The sequence below is a fragment of the Rhizobium sp. BK661 genome (assembly GCF_024808825.1).
Classification (GTDB): domain Bacteria; phylum Pseudomonadota; class Alphaproteobacteria; order Rhizobiales; family Rhizobiaceae; genus Rhizobium.
Genome location: NZ_JANTYT010000024.1, coordinates 1 through 21,853 on the forward strand (window position 1 = coordinate 1; position 21,853 = coordinate 21,853).

At 59.6% G+C, this 21,853-nt stretch carries 22 protein-coding genes; 13 read left to right on the forward strand and 9 right to left on the reverse strand.

Annotated features, from left to right (window positions below):
* Nucleotides 1–321 (forward strand): 2-oxo-4-hydroxy-4-carboxy-5-ureidoimidazoline decarboxylase (gene uraD, locus FHX16_RS27485; RefSeq protein ID WP_259131477.1); only part of this gene is annotated, 321 nt, incomplete at its 5' end.
* Between the two features lie 207 nt (nucleotides 322–528).
* Here uraD and FHX16_RS27490 read toward each other — a convergent pair.
* From FHX16_RS27490 to FHX16_RS27520, 7 genes are all read right to left on the reverse strand, one after another.
* The gene (locus tag FHX16_RS27490; RefSeq protein ID WP_259131478.1) at nucleotides 529–1,452 is read right to left on the reverse strand and encodes a transcriptional regulator; all 924 of its coding nucleotides are present in this window, start codon (nucleotides 1,450–1,452) and stop codon (nucleotides 529–531) included.
* A gap of 154 nt (nucleotides 1,453–1,606) precedes the next feature.
* Nucleotides 1,607–2,431, reverse strand: coding sequence for a carbohydrate ABC transporter permease (locus FHX16_RS27495; RefSeq protein ID WP_183757351.1), 825 nt, complete (start codon nucleotides 2,429–2,431; stop codon nucleotides 1,607–1,609).
* A 1-nt stretch (nucleotide 2,432) separates the two neighbouring features.
* Complete coding sequence (locus tag FHX16_RS27500; RefSeq protein WP_259131542.1) at nucleotides 2,433–3,266, reverse strand: carbohydrate ABC transporter permease; 834 nt, start codon at nucleotides 3,264–3,266, stop codon at nucleotides 2,433–2,435.
* 100 nt (nucleotides 3,267–3,366) lie between these two features.
* Complete coding sequence (locus tag FHX16_RS27505) at nucleotides 3,367–4,635, reverse strand: ABC transporter substrate-binding protein (protein ID WP_259131482.1); 1,269 nt, start codon at nucleotides 4,633–4,635, stop codon at nucleotides 3,367–3,369.
* A 138-nt stretch (nucleotides 4,636–4,773) separates the two neighbouring features.
* Nucleotides 4,774–5,859: an ABC transporter ATP-binding protein gene (locus FHX16_RS27510; protein WP_183757354.1), complete on the reverse strand. Its 1,086-nt coding sequence runs from the start codon at nucleotides 5,857–5,859 to the stop codon at nucleotides 4,774–4,776.
* Between the two features lie 62 nt (nucleotides 5,860–5,921).
* Entirely contained in the window at nucleotides 5,922–7,442 is a 1,521-nt protein-coding gene (locus FHX16_RS27515; RefSeq protein WP_183757355.1) for an alpha-N-arabinofuranosidase, read from the reverse strand.
* 215 nt (nucleotides 7,443–7,657) lie between these two features.
* Nucleotides 7,658–7,951, reverse strand: coding sequence for a universal stress protein (locus FHX16_RS27520; protein ID WP_259131484.1), 294 nt, complete (start codon nucleotides 7,949–7,951; stop codon nucleotides 7,658–7,660).
* A gap of 63 nt (nucleotides 7,952–8,014) precedes the next feature.
* Here FHX16_RS27520 and FHX16_RS27525 point away from each other — a divergent pair, with 63 nt between their 5' ends.
* Entirely contained in the window at nucleotides 8,015–8,680 is a 666-nt protein-coding gene (locus tag FHX16_RS27525) for a GntR family transcriptional regulator (protein ID WP_183757357.1), read from the forward strand.
* A gap of 31 nt (nucleotides 8,681–8,711) precedes the next feature.
* The gene (locus FHX16_RS27530) at nucleotides 8,712–9,386 is read left to right on the forward strand and encodes a GntR family transcriptional regulator (protein WP_259131486.1); all 675 of its coding nucleotides are present in this window, start codon (nucleotides 8,712–8,714) and stop codon (nucleotides 9,384–9,386) included.
* 12 nt (nucleotides 9,387–9,398) lie between these two features.
* Here the strand turns inward: FHX16_RS27530 and FHX16_RS27535 are convergent, their stop codons facing one another.
* Nucleotides 9,399–11,285: a bifunctional sugar phosphate isomerase/epimerase/4-hydroxyphenylpyruvate dioxygenase family protein gene (locus tag FHX16_RS27535; RefSeq protein WP_259131489.1), complete on the reverse strand. Its 1,887-nt coding sequence runs from the start codon at nucleotides 11,283–11,285 to the stop codon at nucleotides 9,399–9,401.
* A 248-nt stretch (nucleotides 11,286–11,533) separates the two neighbouring features.
* On the opposite strand from FHX16_RS27535, the gene FHX16_RS27540 reads away from it, so the two are divergent.
* The 7 genes from FHX16_RS27540 (at nucleotide 11,534) to FHX16_RS27570 (ending at nucleotide 16,936) form a co-directional block, all read left to right on the forward strand.
* Entirely contained in the window at nucleotides 11,534–12,364 is an 831-nt protein-coding gene (locus FHX16_RS27540; RefSeq protein ID WP_259131492.1) for a transporter substrate-binding domain-containing protein, read from the forward strand.
* A 99-nt stretch (nucleotides 12,365–12,463) separates the two neighbouring features.
* Nucleotides 12,464–12,907 (forward strand): type II 3-dehydroquinate dehydratase, encoded by a 444-nt coding sequence (gene aroQ / locus FHX16_RS27545; protein ID WP_183864459.1) that lies wholly within the window; start codon nucleotides 12,464–12,466, stop codon nucleotides 12,905–12,907.
* Nucleotides 12,908–12,914: 7 nt separating this feature from the next.
* Nucleotides 12,915–13,583: an amino acid ABC transporter permease gene (locus tag FHX16_RS27550; RefSeq protein ID WP_259131497.1), complete on the forward strand. Its 669-nt coding sequence runs from the start codon at nucleotides 12,915–12,917 to the stop codon at nucleotides 13,581–13,583.
* 10 nt (nucleotides 13,584–13,593) lie between these two features.
* Entirely contained in the window at nucleotides 13,594–14,238 is a 645-nt protein-coding gene (locus FHX16_RS27555; RefSeq protein ID WP_183757363.1) for an amino acid ABC transporter permease, read from the forward strand.
* A 56-nt stretch (nucleotides 14,239–14,294) separates the two neighbouring features.
* Nucleotides 14,295–15,023, forward strand: a complete 729-nt coding sequence (locus FHX16_RS27560) for an amino acid ABC transporter ATP-binding protein (protein WP_183757404.1) — start codon at nucleotides 14,295–14,297, stop codon at nucleotides 15,021–15,023.
* 15 nt (nucleotides 15,024–15,038) lie between these two features.
* A complete protein-coding gene (locus FHX16_RS27565; protein WP_259131500.1) occupies nucleotides 15,039–16,112 on the forward strand; it encodes a Gfo/Idh/MocA family protein in 1,074 nt (357 codons plus the stop codon).
* The gene (locus tag FHX16_RS27570) at nucleotides 16,109–16,936 is read left to right on the forward strand and encodes a shikimate dehydrogenase (RefSeq protein WP_259131503.1); all 828 of its coding nucleotides are present in this window, start codon (nucleotides 16,109–16,111) and stop codon (nucleotides 16,934–16,936) included. The genes FHX16_RS27565 and FHX16_RS27570 overlap by 4 nt, the downstream gene beginning before the upstream one ends.
* Before the next feature lie 130 nt (nucleotides 16,937–17,066).
* Here FHX16_RS27570 and FHX16_RS27575 read toward each other — a convergent pair whose 3' ends face one another.
* Entirely contained in the window at nucleotides 17,067–19,100 is a 2,034-nt protein-coding gene (locus FHX16_RS27575) for a transcriptional regulator (RefSeq protein ID WP_405049330.1), read from the reverse strand.
* 111 nt (nucleotides 19,101–19,211) lie between these two features.
* On the opposite strand from FHX16_RS27575, the gene FHX16_RS27580 reads away from it, so the two are divergent.
* The 3 genes from FHX16_RS27580 to FHX16_RS27590 all read left to right on the forward strand — a co-directional run bounded on the left by FHX16_RS27580 (nucleotide 19,212) and on the right by FHX16_RS27590 (nucleotide 21,851).
* Nucleotides 19,212–20,054 (forward strand): class I SAM-dependent methyltransferase, encoded by an 843-nt coding sequence (locus tag FHX16_RS27580; RefSeq protein ID WP_259131506.1) that lies wholly within the window; start codon nucleotides 19,212–19,214, stop codon nucleotides 20,052–20,054.
* Nucleotides 20,055–20,253: 199 nt separating this feature from the next.
* On the forward strand, nucleotides 20,254–20,481 hold the full coding sequence (locus FHX16_RS27585) for a hypothetical protein (protein ID WP_183757368.1): 228 nt from the start codon (nucleotides 20,254–20,256) through the stop codon (nucleotides 20,479–20,481).
* 338 nt (nucleotides 20,482–20,819) lie between these two features.
* The gene (locus FHX16_RS27590; RefSeq protein WP_259131509.1) at nucleotides 20,820–21,851 is read left to right on the forward strand and encodes an aldo/keto reductase; all 1,032 of its coding nucleotides are present in this window, start codon (nucleotides 20,820–20,822) and stop codon (nucleotides 21,849–21,851) included.
* Nucleotides 21,852–21,853: the final 2 nt, after the last annotated feature.

A 21,853-nucleotide genomic window follows, 5' to 3' on the forward strand; every position in this document is an offset into this window, starting at 1 on the left:
CTGCGTGCCCATCCCGATCTTGCAGGACGCCTCGCAATCGCAGGTGAATTGACCGAGGACAGCAAGAAGGAGCAGGCGGGCGCCGGGCTCGACCGGCTTAGTGCGCAGGAGCACGACCGTTTCACTGAGCTCAATGCCGCGTATGTCGAGAAGTTCGGCTTTCCGTTCATCATTGCGGTGAAGGGCTTGAACAAGGACGATATTCTGGCGGCGTTCGAAAAGCGCATCGGCAATACGAGCGACGAGGAGTTTGAAACGGCCACCGCTCAAGTCGAGCGCATCGCGTTCCTGCGCCTGGAAACGATGCTTCCAGGGCGGTGAAACATCTGCAGCATGCACGCGCGCCCTGGACGACCCGACCTTGGCACGGAGGGAGATGCCTTCATGACAACCACTCTAACGACCGAGGATACTATCGGTTTCTGATGCACCGTCGATGACCACAGGCTCCAGGCCCTTCAGGCTTGCGACCGAGGCGGCATCCGGCAGTCGCCAGCATTGCGACTTCTTCAGGCCCCTCGCCGCGGCCTAGAAAAACAGGCTCATAACCAGATCCTGATCGAAATCGCCGAATCCCTTGCCAAACAGGTTCATGCCGCCAGGATTGTCGGCCTTGTCGTCGATGCCGATGCGGAAACGGATGGAGTGATGATCGGCGATGCCAAGCGAAGAGATCGTCTGCGTCGAGACCATGGCGCCGTCGATCCAGGTGCCGGTGTCGTCGATCGTCCAGGTCTTCAGCTTGCCGTATTGCGAGCCGCTGAGCTTCCACCAGGCTGGAGAATAGAGGCCGCGCCGGTCGCCATAATCGCCTGGAGACGTCCAGTGACCAGCCTTGATGCCGTTGATCCAGATCGAGATGTCGGAGGGCCAGTTGGCGTTGGTGGCCGGCGTCTCCGAGCTGAGTTCCGCGGAGAACTCGACCTTGCGGATTCTCCTGCCGGAGACCTTGGCATTGTTGGGAAACTTGTACTCCACATAGCCGCGGGTAAACCACAACAGGGCAGCCTGCATGCGCTGCGGATCGAGAAAGACCTCCTGCACGTCAAGCATGCCGATGACATTGTTGACAGAGCAGAGGCCGCAGGGCGCTCCCACCTCGAACTCGGTGAAGAGACCGATCGGCATGCTGACGGTCACGACATCTTCGGACGCCTTTGTGCCACCGCTGTCGAAGCGGATGAGGATCTCGTCATAGATGGTGGAACAGATCTTCTGGTTACCCTTCGTCGCCTTCATCGTGTGGGTCTGGATGAGACCGGCAAGTTCCAGCGCCTTGAGGTTGGTTGCTGCCGTCGATTGCGGCAGCCCCATGCGGCCGGCAATGTCATTCACGTTCAAGGGCCCCAACTGGCGGAGCAGATTGAGTATTTCTATGCGCGTCGCGGAACCGAGGGCCTGGACGACTTCGACGTCCTTGATGGGATCGACGGTGAGAAGTTTCGTCTCCATGCGCAGCTACTGGTTCTTTCTTGTTAGATCGTTGCTGATATCACGGCAGCCTGTCTGGTGTCGCGGCTTTTTCTGGACGTTTCCGCCGCTGCCCAGGCCCTGAAAGGCCGGCGGGCAACGAAGCCCGGGAACGGATGGCGAAGGTTTATCCTCGTCATCCCTTGATTCCGGAAGACAGCATCAGCGCCTGCGTCACCCGCTTCTGGAAGAGCAGATAGGCTACAGCAACCGGCATTGCGGCGAGGATTGCCACTGCCATGTCACGCGCATATTTGACGCCGAAAGCATCTCTCGTCTGGGTAATGCCGACGGTGATTGTCATCATCTCATCGGAGTTCGTGACCAGGAATGGCCAGAGAAACGCGTTCCAGGCCATGATGTAGGTGATGATCGCAAGCGCTGTGGTGATACCCCAGTTCAAGGGCAGATAGAGCTTGAAGAGGATCTGGAACTCACCACAACCATCAAGCTTGGCAGCCTCCCGCAACTCCTTCGGAACGGAATCAAAGAATTGTTTGTAGACGATGACGACGACCGGAACGATGAGCTGTGGCAGGATGATCCCGCCCCAGGTGTTGATGAGGTTGAGCTTATGCATCAGTACGAACTGCGAGATAACGAGCGCCTGCGAAGGCACCATGAAGCTCGCGAGGATGATGCCGTAGAGCAGCTTTCGTCCGGGGAAGACGATCTGCGACAGCGCGTAGGCGCACATGACGCTGATCACGATCACCACGACGGTGACAGTGATCGAGGTGACGATGGAATTCAGGTACCAGGTCGAAAGCTTCGTTTCGAACAGCGCATAGTAGTAGGCCGAAAAATTGAAGACGTCGGGAATGAACGTCGTTTTCGACACGACCTCCTGTTCGGGTTTCATCGAGGTCACAATTGCCCAGTAGATGGGGAATGCCCACATGCAGGCGATGCAGAAGGTGAGGACGAGCAGCAGCAGGTTGCCGATGTTCTTGCCGGGCATTTTAGCGCTCCCTTACCCGCAACAGCTGATATTGTAGCACCGAGACGATGACGATGATCATGAAGAGCAGAACCGCAACGGCGGAGCCGACGCCGCCATGGTTCGTGCGAAACGCCTCGCGATAGACGAGTTGCAACAGGACGTAGGTCGAATTGAACGGGCCGCCTTCGGTGAGCAGGTAGACCTGATCGAAAATCTTCAGCTGAAGGATCAGTTGCAGCGTCAGGACGAGCGCGGTGACCGGCCAGATAAGAGGCCAGGTGATGCGCCGGAAACATTGCCAGCGTGTCGCGCCGTCGAGCATCGCAGCCTCATAGTAGTCATGGGGAATGTTCCGCAACCCGGCAATGAAGAGCAGCAGGTTGAAGCCGTTGGTCCACCAGACGGTCACCAGCGCCACCATGGGCATCGCCCAAAGCGGATCGCGAAACACGCTGATGCGTTTGCCGGTGAGGAATTCGATGACAAACTGCGCAACGCCGAACTGCTGATCCAGCACCCATTTCCAGATCTGGGTCACGACCGAGACGGGCAGGATGTAAGGTATGAAAAACAGAACCAGGATCAGGCTCTGCAGCCAGCCCTTCAGACGCACGACCATCAATGCCAGACCGAGGCCGATCAGCGTATTCGGAACCACAGTCAGCACGACGAAATAGCCGGTATTCCAGAACGATGTGAAGAAGAGCTTCTGATGGAAGAGCTTCACGTAGTTGTCGAAACCCACCCATTTGCCGTCGCCGATAAGAGGCGCGTCGGTGAAGCTCAAGGCAAACATCTTGAAGACGGGGTAGGCAAATACGACCATATAGGCGATCAGGAACGGCGCGATCATGACGATGGCGGTCAGCGTCTTGCGTCGTTTTTCACTGGTAACCACGAACATCTCCCTCAGAGCGGTGCTGGCCGGAGGTTTCGCTCCGGCCAGGCTCGTCTTACATCTGGCTCTTCAGCTCGTCGCGCATCTGCTCGATCGCGTCTGCCGGGTCGAGCTGGCCGTTGAGCGCAGGAACCACGAAGTTCTGGGTTGCCTCGTAGATCGGGCCGGCGACCCCGGCGAGCTTGGAAACCGGATCAAACGTGGCCGTGTTTGCAAGCTTTGCATAGGTCGCATTCGGCTGCATTTCCTTGAATTCCTTGGTGTCGGTCACCGGCTTGTAGGCCGGGATATGACCGGCGGAAGCCCAGGAGATGCTGTGCTCGTTCATCCAGTTGATAATCTCGAGCACGATCTTCACCTTCTCCGGAGAGATCGGCTTGGAGTCACTGTTCGGGATCGCGAAAGAGTGCGAGTCCGCCCAGGTCGCCTGCGTGCCCATCAGGTTCGGGATTTCGATGGCACCCCACTCGAAGCCAAGATTGCCGTTCTTGGCAAGGTCAGTCATCGTCGGCACTTCCCAGACGCCGTTGATGTGCATCGCAGCTTTGCCCGAGGTGAACAGCGCGATCGACGCTTCATAGGAGATCAGCTTCGGCGCGTAACCGGTGGATACCCAGTTCGCCATGGTTTGCAGCGCTTTCACGCCTGCGTCGCCTGGCAGGATTTCATCGCCGTCGATGAACTTGGCGCCCTGTTGGGAGAGCAGCGTGTAAAAGACGCGCCACATGGAGCCGCCTTCATCCGTGTGCAAGGACAGCGGATACTCGACCTTGCCGGTTGCCTTAATCTTTTCCAGGGCCGCATTGAAATTCTCAAGGCCATCGAGGCCCTTCGGCAGGCCATCATCGCCGAGCAGGCCCGCTTCCTTCAGGATCGTCTTGTTGTAGTAGAGAACGATGGAATGAACGTCGAAGGGAATTCCGTAGACCTTGTTGTCGAATGTCGCCTGTTTCCAAGCAGCATCGACATAGTTTTCCTTCTTGATACCTGCACCAGCGAGCTCTTCTTGCGAGATCGGACGCAGGATGCCGGTCGGCACGGCCAGCGGGTAGCGCGACATGTGATAGGTCATGATGTCGGGCTGTTGGCCGACGGCGGCCGAAGTCTGGACCTTGGTGTAGAAGGGCACGCCCCATTCGAGCGTGGTCGCGTTGATCTTGATATCCGGATGGGTATCGTTGAACTCCTTGATGAGCGCCTTCATACGAACGCCGTCGCCGCCGCTCAGGAAGTCCCACCAGGTAATGTCGGTTTGCGCGAATGCTGCTGCTGAGGGCAGCAAGGCGATCGCCGCGGAAACGGCGAGTTTCAGTAGCTTCTTCATCGGTTCCTCCTCGATAAAAGTGTGGTTTACTCATCACCCCAAGGCATCGGGGTACCCCTCACCGCCGGCCTCCTCCAAGGTCGGCAATGTTCTTCTTCAGTCAGGTCCGACGTGTCCCGCCCGGCTGGGCTGCGGCCGTCAGCTGAGCCGTCCGCCCTCGGTGTCGAAGGCCAACATTTCGGGCACTCTCAGAGAGAGACTGATCTTCTCCTTCGGCTGTGGACGGCCATCACGACATTCGACGGTCATTTCCGTACCGTTTCCCGTCAGAACATGCAGATATCCGGTGCCGCCGAGTTCCTCGATGAATTCAGCGGTGACCGGCACTGTCACAGCGCCTTGTCTGGCGCCGAGTTCGATATGCTCCGGCCGCACGCCGACATAGACCTGTGTACCGACGGCGACCGCCGTGCGGGCCGGCAGATCGAAAGCCTGACCCGGTGCATCCTCGAGTGCGACCCGCAGGGCGTTGCCGTTTGCCGCGAGGGCCCTGCCCTTCAGGAAATTCATGCCGGGCGAGCCGATGAAGCCGGCGACGAACATGTTGGCCGGGTTCCGGTAAAGCTCCAGCGGCGCACCGATCTGCTGCACGAGGCCGGCTTTCAGCACGATGATCTTGTCGGCAAGTGTCATTGCCTCCACCTGATCGTGGGTGACATAGACCATCGTGGCGCCGATCTGCCGGTGCAGACGGGCGATCTCCATACGCATCCTGACGCGCAGCTCGGCATCGAGGTTGGATAGCGGTTCGTCGAACAGGAAGACGCGCGGTTCGCGCACGATTGCCCGACCAATCGCGACGCGCTGGCGCTGGCCGCCTGACAGCTGACTAGGCTTGTGGTTGAGATATTCGCCGAGCCGCAGGATTTCGGCAGCCGCCTTAACCTTGCGCTCGATCTCTGCCTTAGGGCGCCGACCGATCGTCAGGCTGAAGGCCATGTTTTCGTAAACGGAGAGGTGCGGATAGAGCGCGTAAGACTGAAAGACCATCGCCACTCCACGCTTGGAGGCCTCTCGATGGGTCACGTCCTCGCCCTCGATGGCGATCTTGCCGCCGCTCGTCTCTTCCAGCCCGGCAATCATCCTGAGCAGGGTCGACTTGCCACAGCCCGAGGGACCGACGAAGACGGCGAATTCCCCCTGCTCTATCTCGATGTCGACGCCATGAATGACCTTAAGCGCGCCGAAAGATTTGCTGACATTCGTCAACCGGATACCAGACATTGATCCTCCCGATCCTCGTCATGATCGGGACGGCCTATCCGAGCCGCCCCGAACCGGCCCTTCTAGGCCGAGGCGACGGACAGCAGCACGAAGTGGTACGACTTCGGCGGCAGTGAGCCCGAGAGCGTGCCCGTATCGGTGACGGAAAGGCTTGAACCCGCCTTCGGCACGATGCGTGTCTGATCTTCAACCGAATTGCGCGCTTTCAGATCATCGCCAACCATCGTGCGATGCTGGAGGATCGTGGCACCCTTGAAGCCTTGCAGGTCGACACTGAGGTCCATGACTTCGTCGAGGCTGCGATTGATCGCAAAGAGCGCAATCGTCTTGCCGTCGTCCTGCAGGACGGCCGACAGGTCGAGATAGGGTACGTCCTGGGCCACGTCGCAGTCATAGGTCGGACCAGAAGCGGAAACCGTCAGCGCCGTGCCGCGCCCGTATTTCGATGCGTACTGCAGCGGATAGTAGATCGACTGCCGCCAAGCCGGGCCGCCAGCCTTGGTAAGGATCGGTGCGATCACGTTGACGAGCTGTGCCATGCAAGCGATCTTGACGCGATCGGAGCGACGGATGAAGACGTTGATCAAGGAAGCGACGAAGATTGCGTCTTCCAGATTGTAGAGCTCTTCGAGAAGCGGCGGAGCTTCCGGCCAATCCCAATTCTTGTAGCGCTGATCGTCTTCCTTACGGTCATGGTACCAGACATTCCACTCGTCGAAGCAGATCTTTACGTCACGCTTCGAGCGCTTCTTCGCCTTGATATAGTCGATGACGCCGCCGATGGTGACGATGTAGCGATCGAGATCGATCGCCTTGGCGTAGTAGTTCAGCGTATCATTTTCCTCATTGCCGAAATACTTGTGCAGCGAGATGTAGTCGACACTGTCATAGCTCGCATCGAGAACGGTCGCTTCCCATTCGGGATAGGTCTTCATCTTGTCGTTGGACGAGCCGCAGACAACTGTTTCGAGGGTCTTGTCAAAATATTTGAAAGCCTTGCTGACTTCGTTGGCAAGATGTCCGTATTCGGCCGCGGTCTTGTGGCCGACCTGCCAGGGGCCGTCGATCTCGTTGCCGAGGCACCAGATGCGCACATTGTGCGGGTCCTTGTAGCCGTGCTTGACGCGCAGGTCGCTCCAGTAGGTGCCGCTGGGATGGTTGCAATATTCGAGGAAGTTGCGGGCGTCGTTCAGGCCGCGGGAGCCGAGGTTCATCGCCAGCATCATTTCGGTATTTGCCAGCTTCGACCAGTCGGCAAACTCGTTGACGCCCATCTGGTTCGTCTCGCGGGTCCGCCAGGCAAGATCAAGACGCGTCGGGCGCTGGTCGCGCGGACCGATACCGTCTTCCCAGTGATAAGCCGAAACGAAATTGCCGCCGGGATAGCGTACGATCGGCATATCCAGATCGCGGACCATATCAAGAACGTCGGTACGGAAGCCATTCGAATCCGCTTTTTCGTGGCCCGGCTCGTAAATTCCGGTGTAAACGGCCCGTCCCATATGTTCGAGAAATGAACCGTAGACCCTCTTGTCTACGGTCGAGATCGTGAATTCCCTGTTCAGGGTTGCCTTTGCGCGCATCGGTGTTCCTCGTTTATTGAATTCGATTTTTTGGCACGCTAATCTGTATGATTTTTTATTTCAAGATATTTGTTTTATATCCAAATATCAGATTTAAATGGAGGTGTAAGCGCCTGGGGCGGCAAGGCAGCGGGACAATGCGCGCCTGATCCCGGTCGAAGGTTGCTGAATGGAAAGGGCTACGCCCAGACTGTCGGGAATGCCCGAGGTGGCTTCTATGTGGCCGGGCGCTGCTTGATGATGAGGACCGGGACCTCAGACAGGTTGACCACCTTTGAGGCCTGGCTTCCGATAATCAATCTGTTGACGAAACCGCGGCTGTGCGAGCCCATGACGATAAGATCTGCGTCAATCGCCTTCGCAGTCTCAAGAATGCCTTCATAGGCATTGATGTATTCCACAGTTTCGGTTCGTGCGCCGGTTCCGGCTATCGCTGCCGCCTTCCTCAGAACCGCCTCACACTGATCGACGTTGGCGAGGCGTAGGTGTCGGAAATCGCTCGTAATCACCGATTGAACGCGTGCAGCATCCTCGTTATACGTATGACAAAATGCAAAATATCGGAGATCATTTTGCTGCAGAAAGTTTTGGGCGAAACCGTCGCGGAGAGCAGCTATCGGCAGATCAAGGCCGATATCATCTTTGGGAGACTGTCACCCGGGCAAAAGCTGAAGCTCGAAAATCTGAAAGCAGCCTATGATACGAGCGTCAGCACGCTCCGGGAGATTCTGAACCGTCTGACATCGGAAGGGCTTGTCATCGCCGAGGGTCAGCGCGGATTCGAAGTCGCGCCTGTTTCGGAGGCAGATCTGCGGGAAATCGCTGCGCTGCGGCTGCTGCTGGAAGAACATGCGCTCGATCAATCCTTCGCACAGGGCGGTGTCGAATGGGAGGCCGCATTGATGGCGGCTCACTACAAGCTCGCCCGCATGGAAGGAGTGATGGCCTCCGGCGACACCAGCAAGACTGAAGACTGGAAGCGCTACGATTGGGAATTCCACCAGGCTTTGATCTCGGCCTGCGGATCGCGTCTCCTCATGGAAACGCATTCCGCCGTCTTCGACAAATACCTGCGCTATCAGATGGTGGCCTTGTCATACCGCGGAAACGTCGCAGAAGCTGAGCATCGGCAACTTCTGGAAGCGGCACTGGCCCGCGACAGCGCGACCGCGAAGAAAATCCTTGAGCGCCACATCCTCGGCGGGGTCGAGCACGCCCTTGCCCAGCAGCGACTATGACGCGTGACATCTAGGCATATCAGGAAACACCATGCTCAAGCCTGTATCCGAACCCTCTGAGACGGTCAGCGATGTCGTCCTGCGCCAGATCCGCGAGGACATCATTTCCGGCAGGCTCGTGCCGGGTGCAAAGATCAAGCTCGAACAGGCAAAGGAGCGCTATTCGATCAGCGTCTCTTCCTTGCGCGAAATCCTGAGCCGTCTAACGACCGAAAACCTGGTGCTTGCAGAAGGACAGCGCGGCTTTGAGGTCAGCCCCGCCTCCCGCAAGGAGCTGGAGGAACTTGCGGACCTTCGCATTGTCCTCGAGACGCATGCGATCGCTCTCTCCTTCGCTGCCGGAAACCTCGAATGGGAGGGAAGGATCGTTGCCGCGCACCATAAACTCGCGGCGGCCGAGAAGACGCTGCTCTGCGGGGATGTCTCACGCACGATCGATTGGGTTCGTTACGACTGGGAGTTCCATCAGGCGATTGTCTCGGCCTGCAATTCGACCACGCTGATGACTATTCTTTCTTCCGTCTTCGACCGTTTTCTGCGTTATCACATGCTGGCCCGCAGTTTTCGCGGGCAGCCGGTCGTCGATGATCACAAGCTTCTTTTCAAGCTCGCATTGAAGCGTGATGTCGAAGGCGCGCAAGCCGTGGTCCGGCAGCATATCCAGAGTGGTGTTGACCACGTGCTGAAAAGCGGTCGGCTTCCTTAGGCCGCCGCAAGGTCAGATCGCATCCCTCGGCACGCCCTCGGGCCGCATCTGCTTCTTCAAAGCAGCAATGCGGAAGATGGCGTTGGGCGCACCATAGCCGCGATAGCCGCGGCGTTCGACGATTTCGAAAAAGAAGCCTTCGCCGTAGGTCCCGCTGTAGAGCTGGAAATACTCGCCGTGCTCGTCGCGATCATAGAGAATGTTCTCCGCTTTCAACCGCTCGCTGAGCTGTGGATCAAGGCCGAAGCGCGCCTCGACGTCATCATAGTAGTTTGGCGAGATGTGAAGCGCCTTGAAGCCTCTTTCGCGCAGCGATTTCGCTGTCGCGAAGATGTCGTCTGTCGAAAATGCCAGATGCTGGATGCCGGATCCGAATTTCTCTGCGATGAAGTGGCCGGCAAGCGTGCGACGATTTTCCGCGCCGTTCATGGTGATGCGGAGCGAGCCCGTGTCGTTCTCGACGACCTGACTGCGCACCACCCCGCCAGGGTCGATGATGTCGACCATCGGCGTCTTTTTTGTTTCGAAGATTGCAGTGTAGAACAACAGCCACGTCAGCATCTCGTCATAGGCCACGGTCTGCGCAATATGATCAACCCGCCGCAGACCCGCATCGCCGGCGTCCTTACCATCGACCGCTTCGAAGTCGATCCTGGAAAATTGCCCGAGCGGACTCTTGTCGTCGATCAGGTAGATCAACGCGCCGCCGACGCCGCGAATGGCTGGAATTTCGAGCTCGCCGTCGGCAACGGCCTGACGGAACGGTTCGGCATCAAGGGCAATCGCGCGCCGGTAGGCCGCGGCGGCATCATCGACGACGAGTGCCATCGCGTAGGCAAAGGTTCCGTGAACAGCGTAAGCAGCATTGGCAAAACCAACCGGCTCGACGTTGACCAGAATGCGGATGTCGCCCTGCTGATACAGACTGACCTTCTTGGAGCGGTGAACCGCCGCCTTGCGAAAGCCGAGTGCCCTGATCAGACCATCGAGCTCGACGGCCTCCTCCTCATCGGTGGCAAATTCGACGAAGCCGACGCCCTGTGCTGACGCTCTCGGGGGCATGTCGATGCCGATCCTGGCACTTGTGCTGCGGCTGACCTGGTCACCGAGATAGATCAGCGACCGGTGGCCGTCTGCGGCAATTTCGCGGGTGGAACCGCCGCGGAACTGGTCGTTGAAGATCTCAAGCGAGAAATAGCCATCGTAGCCTGTCGAGGCGACAGCCTCGGTAAACGCGGCGACTGGAAGATCACCCTCGCCCGGCATGTTGCGGAAGTGGCGGCTCCAGTAGAGGAGATCCATATCGATCAGCGGAGCATCGGCGAGCTGGACGATGAAGATCCTCTCCGGCGGAATGGAACGGATTGAATTGACATCGATTTTTCGTGACAGCGAGTGGAAGCTGTCGAGGATGAGCCCGACGTTCGGGTGGTTTGCCCGCCGCACGATCTCCCAGGCATCCCGGTGGTCGTTGATAAAGCGTCCCCAGGCGAGCGCCTCGTATCCGACCCTCAAGCCCCTTTTCGCAGCGCGCTCGCCGAGCTCATGAAAATCGGCGGCTGCGCGGTCGATGCCGCCAAGCGCCGCGGATGAAACGTTGGAGCACACAAGCACAAGGTCGGTTCCGAGCTCCTGCATGACATCGAATTTGCGCTCGGCCCGGTCGAAGGTACGGCTGCGCAGGGGTTCCGGCATGCCTTCGAAGTCACGGAACGGCTGGAAAAGCGTTACCTCCAGACCGAGATCCCTTGCCATCCTCCCGACTTCGGCGGGCCTGCCGTCGAAGGCCAGAAAGTCGTTCTCGAATATCTCCACACCGTCGAAACCTGCTTTCGCAATTGCTTCCAGCTTTTCCGGCAATTCGCCACTGATGCTCACCGTGGCAATCGAGGTCTTCATGATCAGAACCCTTTCGTACTCAGCTGACAGGGGCAACATCGATCGATGCCGCCATCCTCCCAAATTGACCGCAAGGCATTATGCCGAATGTCGTGACGATTTCAATTCAATTGGCAAAAAACGAATCATCATAGATTTTCAGAAAAATATGTTGATTTAGGACAAGCTGTCTGACAAGGATTAGGACATACGGTCAGGGAGAGTGGACTGTCGCGGTCGCAAATGGCCGCCCAACGGAGGAGGAATCCATGCTGAAATCAATGCTAACGCGGCGAAACGCGATGCTTTGCGCTGCCGCTCTGATAGCCGCAGCCGGGCTGGCAAGGCCGGCCGCCGCCATTACCCCGGACGAAATCAAGGCCCGAGGAAAAATCATCGTCGGCATCCAGGGCGACAACCCGCCGTGGGGCTTCGTCACGAGCGGCGGCAAGCAGGATGGCCTCGACGCGGATATCGCAACTCTTTATGCCAAGGAGCTCGGCGTCGAGGTCGAGTTCGTGCCGCTGGAGGTCAATAACCGCATACCGGCGCTGACGACGGGTCGCGTCGACGTGCTGTTTGCAACCATGGCGATGCTACCGGACCGCGCCAAGGCCGTTCAGTTCTCCAAGCCGTACGTCGCCAATGCGATCGTGCTGATTGCTCCGAAATCCATGCCGATCAAGACCAATAACGACATGGCGAACCTGACGATCGGCGTCGCGAAAGGTGCGGCACAGGATACCCAGGTGACCAAGAATGCGCCGCAAACGGCAACAATCCGCCGCTTCGATGGCGACGCTCCGAGCGTCCAGGCTCTTGTCTCCGGCCAGGTCCAGGCTCTCGGCGGCAACATCTTCTACATGGACCGCGTCGAGAAGGCCCGCCCGGGCGAATTCGAAAACAAGCTCGAATTCCAGAAGCTCTACAATGGTGCCTGCACGCGGCTGGGGGAAAAGGAAATCAACGCTTCGATCAACGCCTTCATCGACAAGATCAAGGCCGACGGCGAACTGAAGACCATCTACGACAAGTGGATGAAAGTTCCCGTACCGGAATTTCCGGAGAAGCTCGAGGGCATCCCCTTCGCCGCCAACTGACCGGCCGACCTGTTCCAGCGGGTAGGAGCGACGGGCATCACGATGCCCGTCGACGTTGCCGCTATACCTGAGAAGCCGTGCGTTTCGAGGAGCGCGACCATGACCAAGACCATCTTTGTGCTCAACGGGCCGAACCTTAATCTCCTTGGCCAGCGCGAGCCGACCATTTACGGCACCACGACGCTCGCCGACATCAAGGAAAGATGCATTGTCCGGGCACGGGGCCTAGGCTTTATGGTCGACTTCCGGCAGACCAATTTCGAGGGGGAACTGGTCGAAAGCGTGCACCAGGCGCGAAACGAGGCGTGCGGCATCATCATCAATCCGGCTGCCTATACCTTCACATCGATCGCCCTGCTTGACGCGCTGAAGACCTTCGATGCGCCGAAGATCGAACTGCATATATCGAATGTGCATGCCCGCGAGAGCATCTACCACAATTCACTGATCTCGCGCGTCGCGACCGCAATCATGATTGGTTTCGGCGCCCGTGGTTACGAACTGGCGATCGAGGCGATGGCCGAAATGGCAGGGCGGAGCTGAGCGCGGCATGAACTACCAACTTGATTTCACGCCAGTCATCGATGGGCTTGCGAGCCTGCTACTTGGCTGTCTCGGCACCTTCCTGCTGGCGATCTGCGGCATGCTGCTTGCGATCATCATCGGCGTTGGCGGCGTAGCCCTGCGCGACTCGCCTCTGAAGCCCGTCCGCTGGCTGGTGATCGGTTTCGTCGAACTGATCCGCAATACGCCGTTCCTGGTGCAGATTTTCTTTCTCTATTTCGCCCTGCCGCTTGCCGGCATCCGGCTCGACCCGACGCCGACGGCGATCATCGCCCTCGGCATCAACGGGGGCGCTTATGCGATCGAAATCATCCGTGGCGGCGTCCAATCCATCCCCAAGGGCCAGATGGAAGCCGGGTTGGCGCTTGGCCTGCATAAGCTGCAGGTGTTTCGGCTGGTCATCCTGAAGCCTGCGTTGCGGGCGATCTACCCGTCGTTGACCAGCCAGTTTGTGCTGCTGACGCTGTCTACCAGCATTGCTTCGGCAATTTCTGCTTACGAGTTGACCTCGGTGTCCCAGCGCATCGAATCCGAAAGTTTCCGGAGCTTCGAAGTCTATTTCACCGTGACGATTTTCTACCTCGTCATTTCCTGGCTGATGATGCGCTTCTTCTCGCTCCTGTCGGCCCGCTACTTCAGCTATCCGGTCAAATAGGAGACGAACGATGGGCACGGACGAATTCGTCTTTCTCCTGATCGGCCTCAAGTGGACCGTTCTTCTGTCAGCAGTCGGCTTTGTGTGCGGCGGCATTGCAGGGCTTGGCGTAGCATTGGCGCGTACCTCGCAATGGCCGCTGTTGGAGCGCGTGACGGCGGGCTATATTGGCATTTTTCAGGGCACGCCGCTGCTCATGCAGCTCTTCGTCGTCTACTACGGGCTTGCCCTGATCGGCCTGAAGCTCGACGCCTGGCTCGCGGTCGCGATCGGTTTGACGCTGCATGCCAGCGCCTATCTTGGCGAGATCTGGCGTGGCTCGATCGATGCCGTGCCTCGCGGCCAGACGGAGGCGGCAAAAGCGCTCAGCCTCAAATACATCTCGCGCATGAAGGATGTGATCCTGCCGCAGGCAATCCGCATCTCCCTGCCCGCGACGGTTGGCTTCCTCGTGCAGTTGATCAAGGGAACGTCATTGGCCTCCATTGTCGGCTTCACCGAACTGACCCGGGCCGGCAACATCATCTCCAACCAGATCTTCCAGCCGCTGACGGTCTTTGGGATCGTCGGTGCGCTCTACTTCCTGATGTGCTGCCCGCTGACGATCCTCGGCGCGCGGCTCGAACGCCGCTTCGCCGCCTCTGGTGCCCGCTGAACGCCGTTGATGAGAACGAGACCATGAGCAACATGTCGACATCTGCCGCCGAGACCATGATCACCATGACCCACGTGGAGAAATGGTATGGCGCGTTTCAAGCGCTGCACGACATCAACATGTCCGTGCAAAAAGGCGAGAAGATCGTTCTCTGCGGCCCTTCCGGCAGCGGTAAGTCGACGCTCATCCGCTGCATCAATCACCTGGAGAGCTACGAGAAGGGCGAGATCCGCGTCGGCGGCATCCTGATGGGAAACCAGGCCAAGGCGATCGACGCCATCCGCCGTGAAGTCGGCATGGTTTTCCAGCAGTTCAATCTCTTTCCGCACCTGACGGTCCTCGAGAACTGCATGCTGGCGCCGATGCGGTCACTCGGGCTGCGAAAGCCGGAGGCCGAAGAGCGTGCCCGCGCACTTCTGAACAGGGTCAAGATTCTGGAACAGGCCAGCAAATACCCCATCCAGCTTTCCGGTGGCCAGCAGCAGCGCGTGGCCATCGCTCGAGCGCTATGCATGCGACCGAAGGTGATGCTCTTCGACGAGCCGACGTCGGCTCTCGATCCCGAGATGGTCAAGGAGGTCCTCGACACCATGATCAGCCTCGCCGACGAAGGCATGACGATGATCTGCGTGACGCACGAGATGGGCTTTGCCCGCCAAGTCGCCGACCGGGTGATCTTCATGGCGAGCGGCGCGATCGTTGAGGAAGCCCAACCCGCGGACTTCTTCACCAATCCGCGCCACGACCGCACGCGCAAGTTCCTCGGCGAAATCCTTCGAAACTGAATCTGGGGACGTTGAATGACTAGCCAAACTACCCCGTTGAAGATCGCGGTCATGGGCGCGGGCCTGATAGGCAAGCGCCATATCGAAAGGATATCGGCTGAGCCGCGGGCGATGCTTGGCGCGATCATTGATCCGTCCACCTCGGCAAGAGATTTCGCTTCTCGCAAGGGCGCTACCTGGTTTTCGACCCTCGCGGAAGCCAAAGCGAATGTGCCACTTGACGGCATCATCATTGCAACGCCCAACGAGCTCCATACAGAGAATGCGCTTGAAGCCATTCACGCGGGGCTGCCGACGCTCGTCGAAAAGCCGATCGCGCACGATGCCGCTGCGGCGGAGACCATCGCGGCAGCGGCCGAAGCTGCAGGTGTACCAATCCTGATCGGTCATCACCGTCGGCACAATCCGATGATCAAGGCGGTCAAACAGATCCTTGACAGCGGCCGGTTGGGGACGGTCCTGACGGCACACGGGAGCTTCTGGGTTGCCAAGCCGGACGACTATTTTGATGTAGATTGGCGGCGCGAGGCGGGCGGCGGTCCAATCCTCATCAACCTGGTCCACGATGTTGACCTCTTCCGTTACTTCTTTGGGGGGGTCGACAGCGTCCATGCGATGCAGTCGAATTCCACGAGACAACTGGCTGTCGAGGAGACCGCTGTCATCCTGGTCCGGTTCGAGAGCGGTGTTCTTGCGACGTTTAATGCGTCCGATGCCATCGCCTCGCCATGGAGTTGGGAACTGACAGCCGGCGAAAACCCCGCCTATCCCCGGCAGGATCAGTCCTGCTACCAGATTGGTGGCACCACCGGGTCGCTTTCCATCCCCCAGCTCACGCTTTGGACGAGTGTCGGAGCGCCGAACTGGCTGGAACAGCTGGTCCAGGAGCACGTCGCATTTGATGCCGCCGATCCGCTCGCCGTCCAGCTCAACCATTTCTGCGATGTCATATCAGGCAAGCAAAGCCCGCTTGTCAGTGCGCGGGAGGGGCTTGCGACCCTTCGGGTAATTGAGGCTATCAAATCGTCTGCGCGTTCGGGTCAGACTGTCCTGCTCAACAACGCCGTGACCAAGGGGACGCTATCATGATCAGCGGCACCACACGGCTCATCGCACATCTCGGCTACCCGACGGAGTCCTTTAAGGCGCCGCTGATCTACAATCCCTACTTTGAAACCAGTGGGATCGATGCCATCGTTGTCCCAATGGGCTGCAAACCCGAGGACTACCCGCCCTTCCTCAAGGTCCTGTTCCGGCTCTCCAACATCCACGGGGCGCTCGTGACCATGCCGCACAAGGTCACGACGATGAGCCTCCTCGACACAATATCCACGAACGCCAAGGTAGCGGGCTCATGCAATGCGATCCGCCTCGGCTCTAGTGGCGAACTGATCGGCGACATGTTTGACGGCGACGGCTTTGTCCGGGGGCTGCTGCGCAAGGGGCGAAAAGTAGCAGGAACCGATGTGCTGATCGCCGGGGCTGGCGGCGTTGGTTCTGCGATCGCCGCTTCGCTGGCTGCGGCGGGTGTTCGACGCATCGCTCTTCATGACGGTAACATGATCGCTCTGAGCGGGCTGCATGAACGACTGAACACCTATTATCCGGACACCCAGGTCACGGCCGGCTCTGCGGACCCAAGCGGTTTTGACATCGTCGTCAACGCAACGCCGCTCGGCATGCGCCAGGATGATCCGCTGCCCGTCGACGTATCACGTCTCTCCCCTGACACCTTCGTCGGCGAAGTTGTCATGAAAACGGAGATCACCCCGTTTCTCGCCGCAGCTCGCGCCAGGGGATGCGCCTTTCAGGTCGGCACCGATATGCTCTTCGAACAGATCCCGGCGTATCTCGAATTCTTCGGCTTCCCGACAACGACAGCCGAGGAACTGCGAAAGATCGCAAGCCTCTGACGCGGCGCGCTCGCCAACCGCAGCTTCACCCTTTCTTGAGTGCTGAACAGGGCGCTTCGCTACGGTCCCGGCGCCTTTGGCCCCACAGGGGATCGCCAAGGCGGTCGATGCATTCGCGCGGTCCGGCCTTTCAATCCAGGCCGACCCGCTTTGCACCCTGCCGAAACAAGACCTGGTCGTCGCGAGGAAAATGGAAGGCCGACATGAAGTCACCAAGGCGGTAGGCCGGATATCGATCGTGAAGCATTGCCAGATACGCTTTTGCTTCAACCAGGCGTCCGGCAATGGAAAGGCAAAGCGTCGCGATCGCCAGAATATGGGCATGGGCGTTCGGACGGGCTGCGGCCTTGACACCCCAATCTGCGGCGTCCTCGATGTTGCCGAGACGCACGAGGGCCAGGGCTCGGCTCGCGAGCATTCCGAAAAGCAGCGGGTCGAAAGGACTGAGCGCGCGGGAGTGATCGGCTGCAACAACCGCTGCACGCGGATCACCGGACTGGGATTGAACGAAGGCGAGAGAGTAGTGGGCGATGGCGAAGCTTGGGCTCAGTTCGACTGCCTGTTGCAGCTCACCGACCGACTGATCGTGCAGCGCCCGTAACCACAGCGCTCGACCCATGGCAAGGTGGGCCGTCGGGTCCCGCTCGTCTGCCATCATGCTCTGGCTCGCCGCCCGATAGGCAAGCTCGGCCTCGGCGTCGCGATCTGCCCAATGCTGAAAGGCACTCTGGAAATGGGTAAAGGACAGCCCGGCATGGGCGCGGGCAAATGTCGGGTCCAGTCCTATTGCTCTTTCGAAAAAAAGCTGCGCTTGCTCGTTGTCGCTTTTGGTGAAGCGATACATGTGCCAGAGCCCCAGGTGGTGAGCCTCCCACGCATCAAGAGAGTTCGGCGCCTTCAGGAGGGCACGATTGCTCTCGATCGCCTCGACTTCGCGCTCGATCGAGACGACGATTCTGCTGCCGATTTCGTCAAGGAGGAGGAAGGTATCGGCAACCCGGCGCTCGAAGACATCAGTCCAGGCGATGCGAGACGACCTTGCTTCGGTCAACTCGACGCGAACGATGATACGGTCAGCGATGCGCTGGAACGATCCGTCGACGACATAGTCGACGCCCAGCAGCTGCGCCGTCTCGCCGACCGTGTGGTGGCGCTCCCTCAGTGCGAACATCGTGCCTTGGGCGATGACGTGAAAGGAGCGAAGCTTCGCAAGCCGGGTGATGATGTCGTATGCCAAAGCATCGCAAGGACCGCCAGGGGCGGCCACGGCCGACATCTCATTGAACGGCATGATCGCAATCGACGGCCGCCGCGGCTCTTTGGGCAAGGTTTCTGTGTCGCGGGGAGACGATGAGGGCACGGCATTAGCACTGGCCTGTCGCGGCCGGAAGCTGTCGTCGGTCTGTGTTCTCACCGTCAGCCAGGCGTCATGCAGGGGTCGCTCGTTGATACCTTCGGCACGAAAAAGTTTCGTGGTCGCGTCAAGATGCTCCTCGCCCTCTCGAAAACGGCCCGCCCTGGCGAGGGACATCAAGAGCAGTTCGTGCGGGCGAATATCGAAGGGCGAAAGCTGGATCCAGCGATCGAGGTAGGCCTGGGCCTCCTCCGACGGCAAACGCTGCACCATATGCTCAAGAAGGGCGGCATGAATGTCGCGCAGTCGACGGCGCTGCGACACCAGCCATGTTTCGAACGCCGGGCTCCGTTCGAGGCTCGACCCATCGTGAAAGTCGCCGGCAAACAGCGCCGCCAGGGATCGCAACTGGTCTTCAGAATGCGTCTTGAAGCCGTGCTGATAGGCCGTCTCCACCTCGATAGCATCGACAGAGCAGTCCGACAGGTCCAGGCCCACAGCGCCGCCGTCGGTGATAACGCGTTGTTCCCCGATGAGCGACCGGATCTTGCTCAGGCACCATCGCAACTCGCCACGCGGATCGTCAGGAATGTCCCACAGCAGATCGCAAAGCTGTGACCTGCCGCGGGGTCGGGGCGAGAGCGCAAGATAGGCAAGAAGCGATCGCACCTTGCGGGATCCGGGGAGTTTCAGGTCGACGCTGTCGCGCCGGATCGCCATCGGACCAAGCAGTCGGATCTCAAGCGAGCGCCCGTGCTGTTTGGCCTCTGCGCCACCCGATTCCACGCTCGTTCCCACGCCAGCTGCCACGCCGACCCCAACTATCCCCGTCTAAACCAGAGACTGCGGCACGACACGTGCCCAACCACGGTTGCTATAGACGCACCATGAGGCCGACCAATCTGACCGAAGGAGAAAACAATGTCCACATCTGCGGCCGTCGCGCGTGATACTCAGCCAGCCGTTGATTTCGGCGCGCTCAAAGCCCGGCAGCAAAGCGCCTGGTCTTCGGGCGACTACGCAATCGTTGGGACAACCTTGCAAATCGTCGGCGAAAGCCTCTGTGAAGCGCTCGATCTGCGCGCGGGTGCAACGGTGCTCGATGTTGCGGCCGGAAACGGCAACGGCGCGCTTGCCGCCGCCCGACGCTGGTGCGAGGTCACCGCGACCGATTACGTTCCAGCTCTGCTCGAACGCGGCCAGGAGCGCGCCAAGGCCGACCGGCTGCCGATCGCCTTCCAGGTGGCGGATGCGGAACATCTGCCGTTTGCCGACCAGTCTTTCGACAACGTGCTTTCGATTTTCGGCGTGATGTTCACGCCCGACCAGGAGCGCGCCGCGTCCGAGCTTCTTCGGGTCTGCAAGCGCGGTGGTTCGGTCGGTCTTGCGAACTGGACCCCTGACGGTTTCATCGGGCAGATGTTCAAGACGATCGGTAAGCATGTGCTGCCTCCGGCAGGTTCCCGCTCACCGGCGCTTTGGGGTTCACGGGCGCGGCTTGAGGAACTGTTCCCGGGTGCGGTCGCGTCTATCGCGGCGACGCCGCGGCAGTTCGTGTTCCGCTACAAGTCACCGGACCACTGGCTTGAGGTCTTCCGGACCTATTATGGTCCCGTGCTGAAAACATTCGCCGCCCTTGATCCGGTTGCGCGGGATATGCTGACCAACGACCTGCTGGCGCTCATGGAGCGGTTCAATCGCGCCGATGACGGCACCGTGGTCGTGCCAAGCGAATATCTGGAGGTCATCGTCACGAGGCTCTGAACACAGGCTTCCGACACCGGCCGAGCATGGGCTTCTAGCCCCGATGTTCGGCCGTCAGGTCGAGCGGATGTTCTTGAGCCAGGCGCTGCCGCCCGCTTGGAATTGGAACAATGCTCCGATCTTGGAAGCGGATGCCCGATAAAGGCTTGCCCCTGATTGGAGGAGACTTATACGCGAGAAAATCGCGCCAGGGGGTAACATGACACCGTCTGAATTTAGAGCGGCCGTGGAGGTCGCAAGACTGTCGGCAAGCGACATTCACGAACTGCTCGGGGTCGACGAACAAACCCGCCGGCGGTTGGCCGCCGGCGAGCAACCCGTGCCACGTTGCGTCGCCTTGTGCCTGTGGCTGATGGCAGCCTATGGCGTTTCGATCCTCGAGGCGCGCGTTCTTGCGGACGATCCGAGTGTCGCGACGCCGGCTTAGTCGAATCATCCCACCGCTCATGACGATCGCAGCACCCCGTCCGAGGTCGACGCACGAGGCCACCGGACGGGGCAGCGCTGCGACATGTCCCCTTTTTCCCAGACACCTATCAATGAGCCCGCGACAGATCCGCCCATCATTGCTCATGAGCGGTCTATTCCCATTGCAACCTGCGGCCGGCCTTCGATGTCACGAAGTTGTCGCTTGTATCGTCTCGGTTGACGTGAGACGTCGTAGACACACTTTCTCCGGCAAGGCCGACGTCAAAACCGATGGCGTCGTACGGATGATTTCAGCCGCTCAGGCAAAACGTTCCATTTGAAGACGAGGAGATCTCCATGGACTATCGCAGGCTTGGCAACAGCGGTGCGGTCGTGACCGCCTATTGCCTCGGCACCATGACGTTCGGTGCGGAGGCGGACGAAGCGGCATCGCACAGGCTGCTCGACGATTACTTCGCCTGGGGCGGTAACTTCGTCGACACGGCCGACGTCTACAGCGCCGGGGCGTCGGAGGAAATCATCGGCCGCTGGCTGAAGCAGCGACCGACGGAAGCCAGGCAGGCTGTCATCGCTACAAAGGGCCGGTTTCCGATGGGACCGGGCCCGAATGACATCGGGCTGTCGCGCCGCCACCTCAACCAGGCACTCGATGCCTCGCTCGCGCGCCTCGGCCTTGAGCATATCGACCTCTACCAGATGCATGCATGGGATGCGCTGACGCCGATCGAGGAGACATTGCGCTTCCTTGACGATGCCGTTTCAGCAGGCAAGATCGGCTATTACGGATTTTCCAATTATGTCGGCTGGCAGATCGCCAAGGCGGCGGAGATTGCCAAGGCGCGCAGCTACAGCCTGCCGGTGACGCTGCAACCCCAGTACAATCTCCTGGTGCGCGACATCGAGCTCGAGATCGTCGCGGCCTGCCAGGACGCAGGCATGGGCCTGTTGCCCTGGTCGCCGCTTGGGGGCGGCTGGCTGACGGGCAAGTATCGCCGCGACGAGACGCCGACCGGCGCCACCCGTCTTGGCGAAAACCCCGCACGGGGGATGGAATCCTACACGAAGCGGAATGCGCAGGAGCGGACCTGGGCCATCATCGACACCGTAGCTGACATTGCAAAGTCCCGTGGCGTCAGCATGGCGCAGGTCGCATTGTCGTGGACGGCAGCGCGGCCGGCCGTGACCTCGGTCATTCTGGGAGCACGAACAAACGAACAGCTCGCGGACAACCTTGCCGCGGCAAAGCTCGTCCTGTCGGAGGGCGAGATGGCAAGGCTGAACGAAATCAGCCAGCCTCTGGTCGCCGATTACCCGTACGGAGCCGGCGGCACGAACCAACGGCATCGCAAGATCGAAGGCGGCCGCTAGGA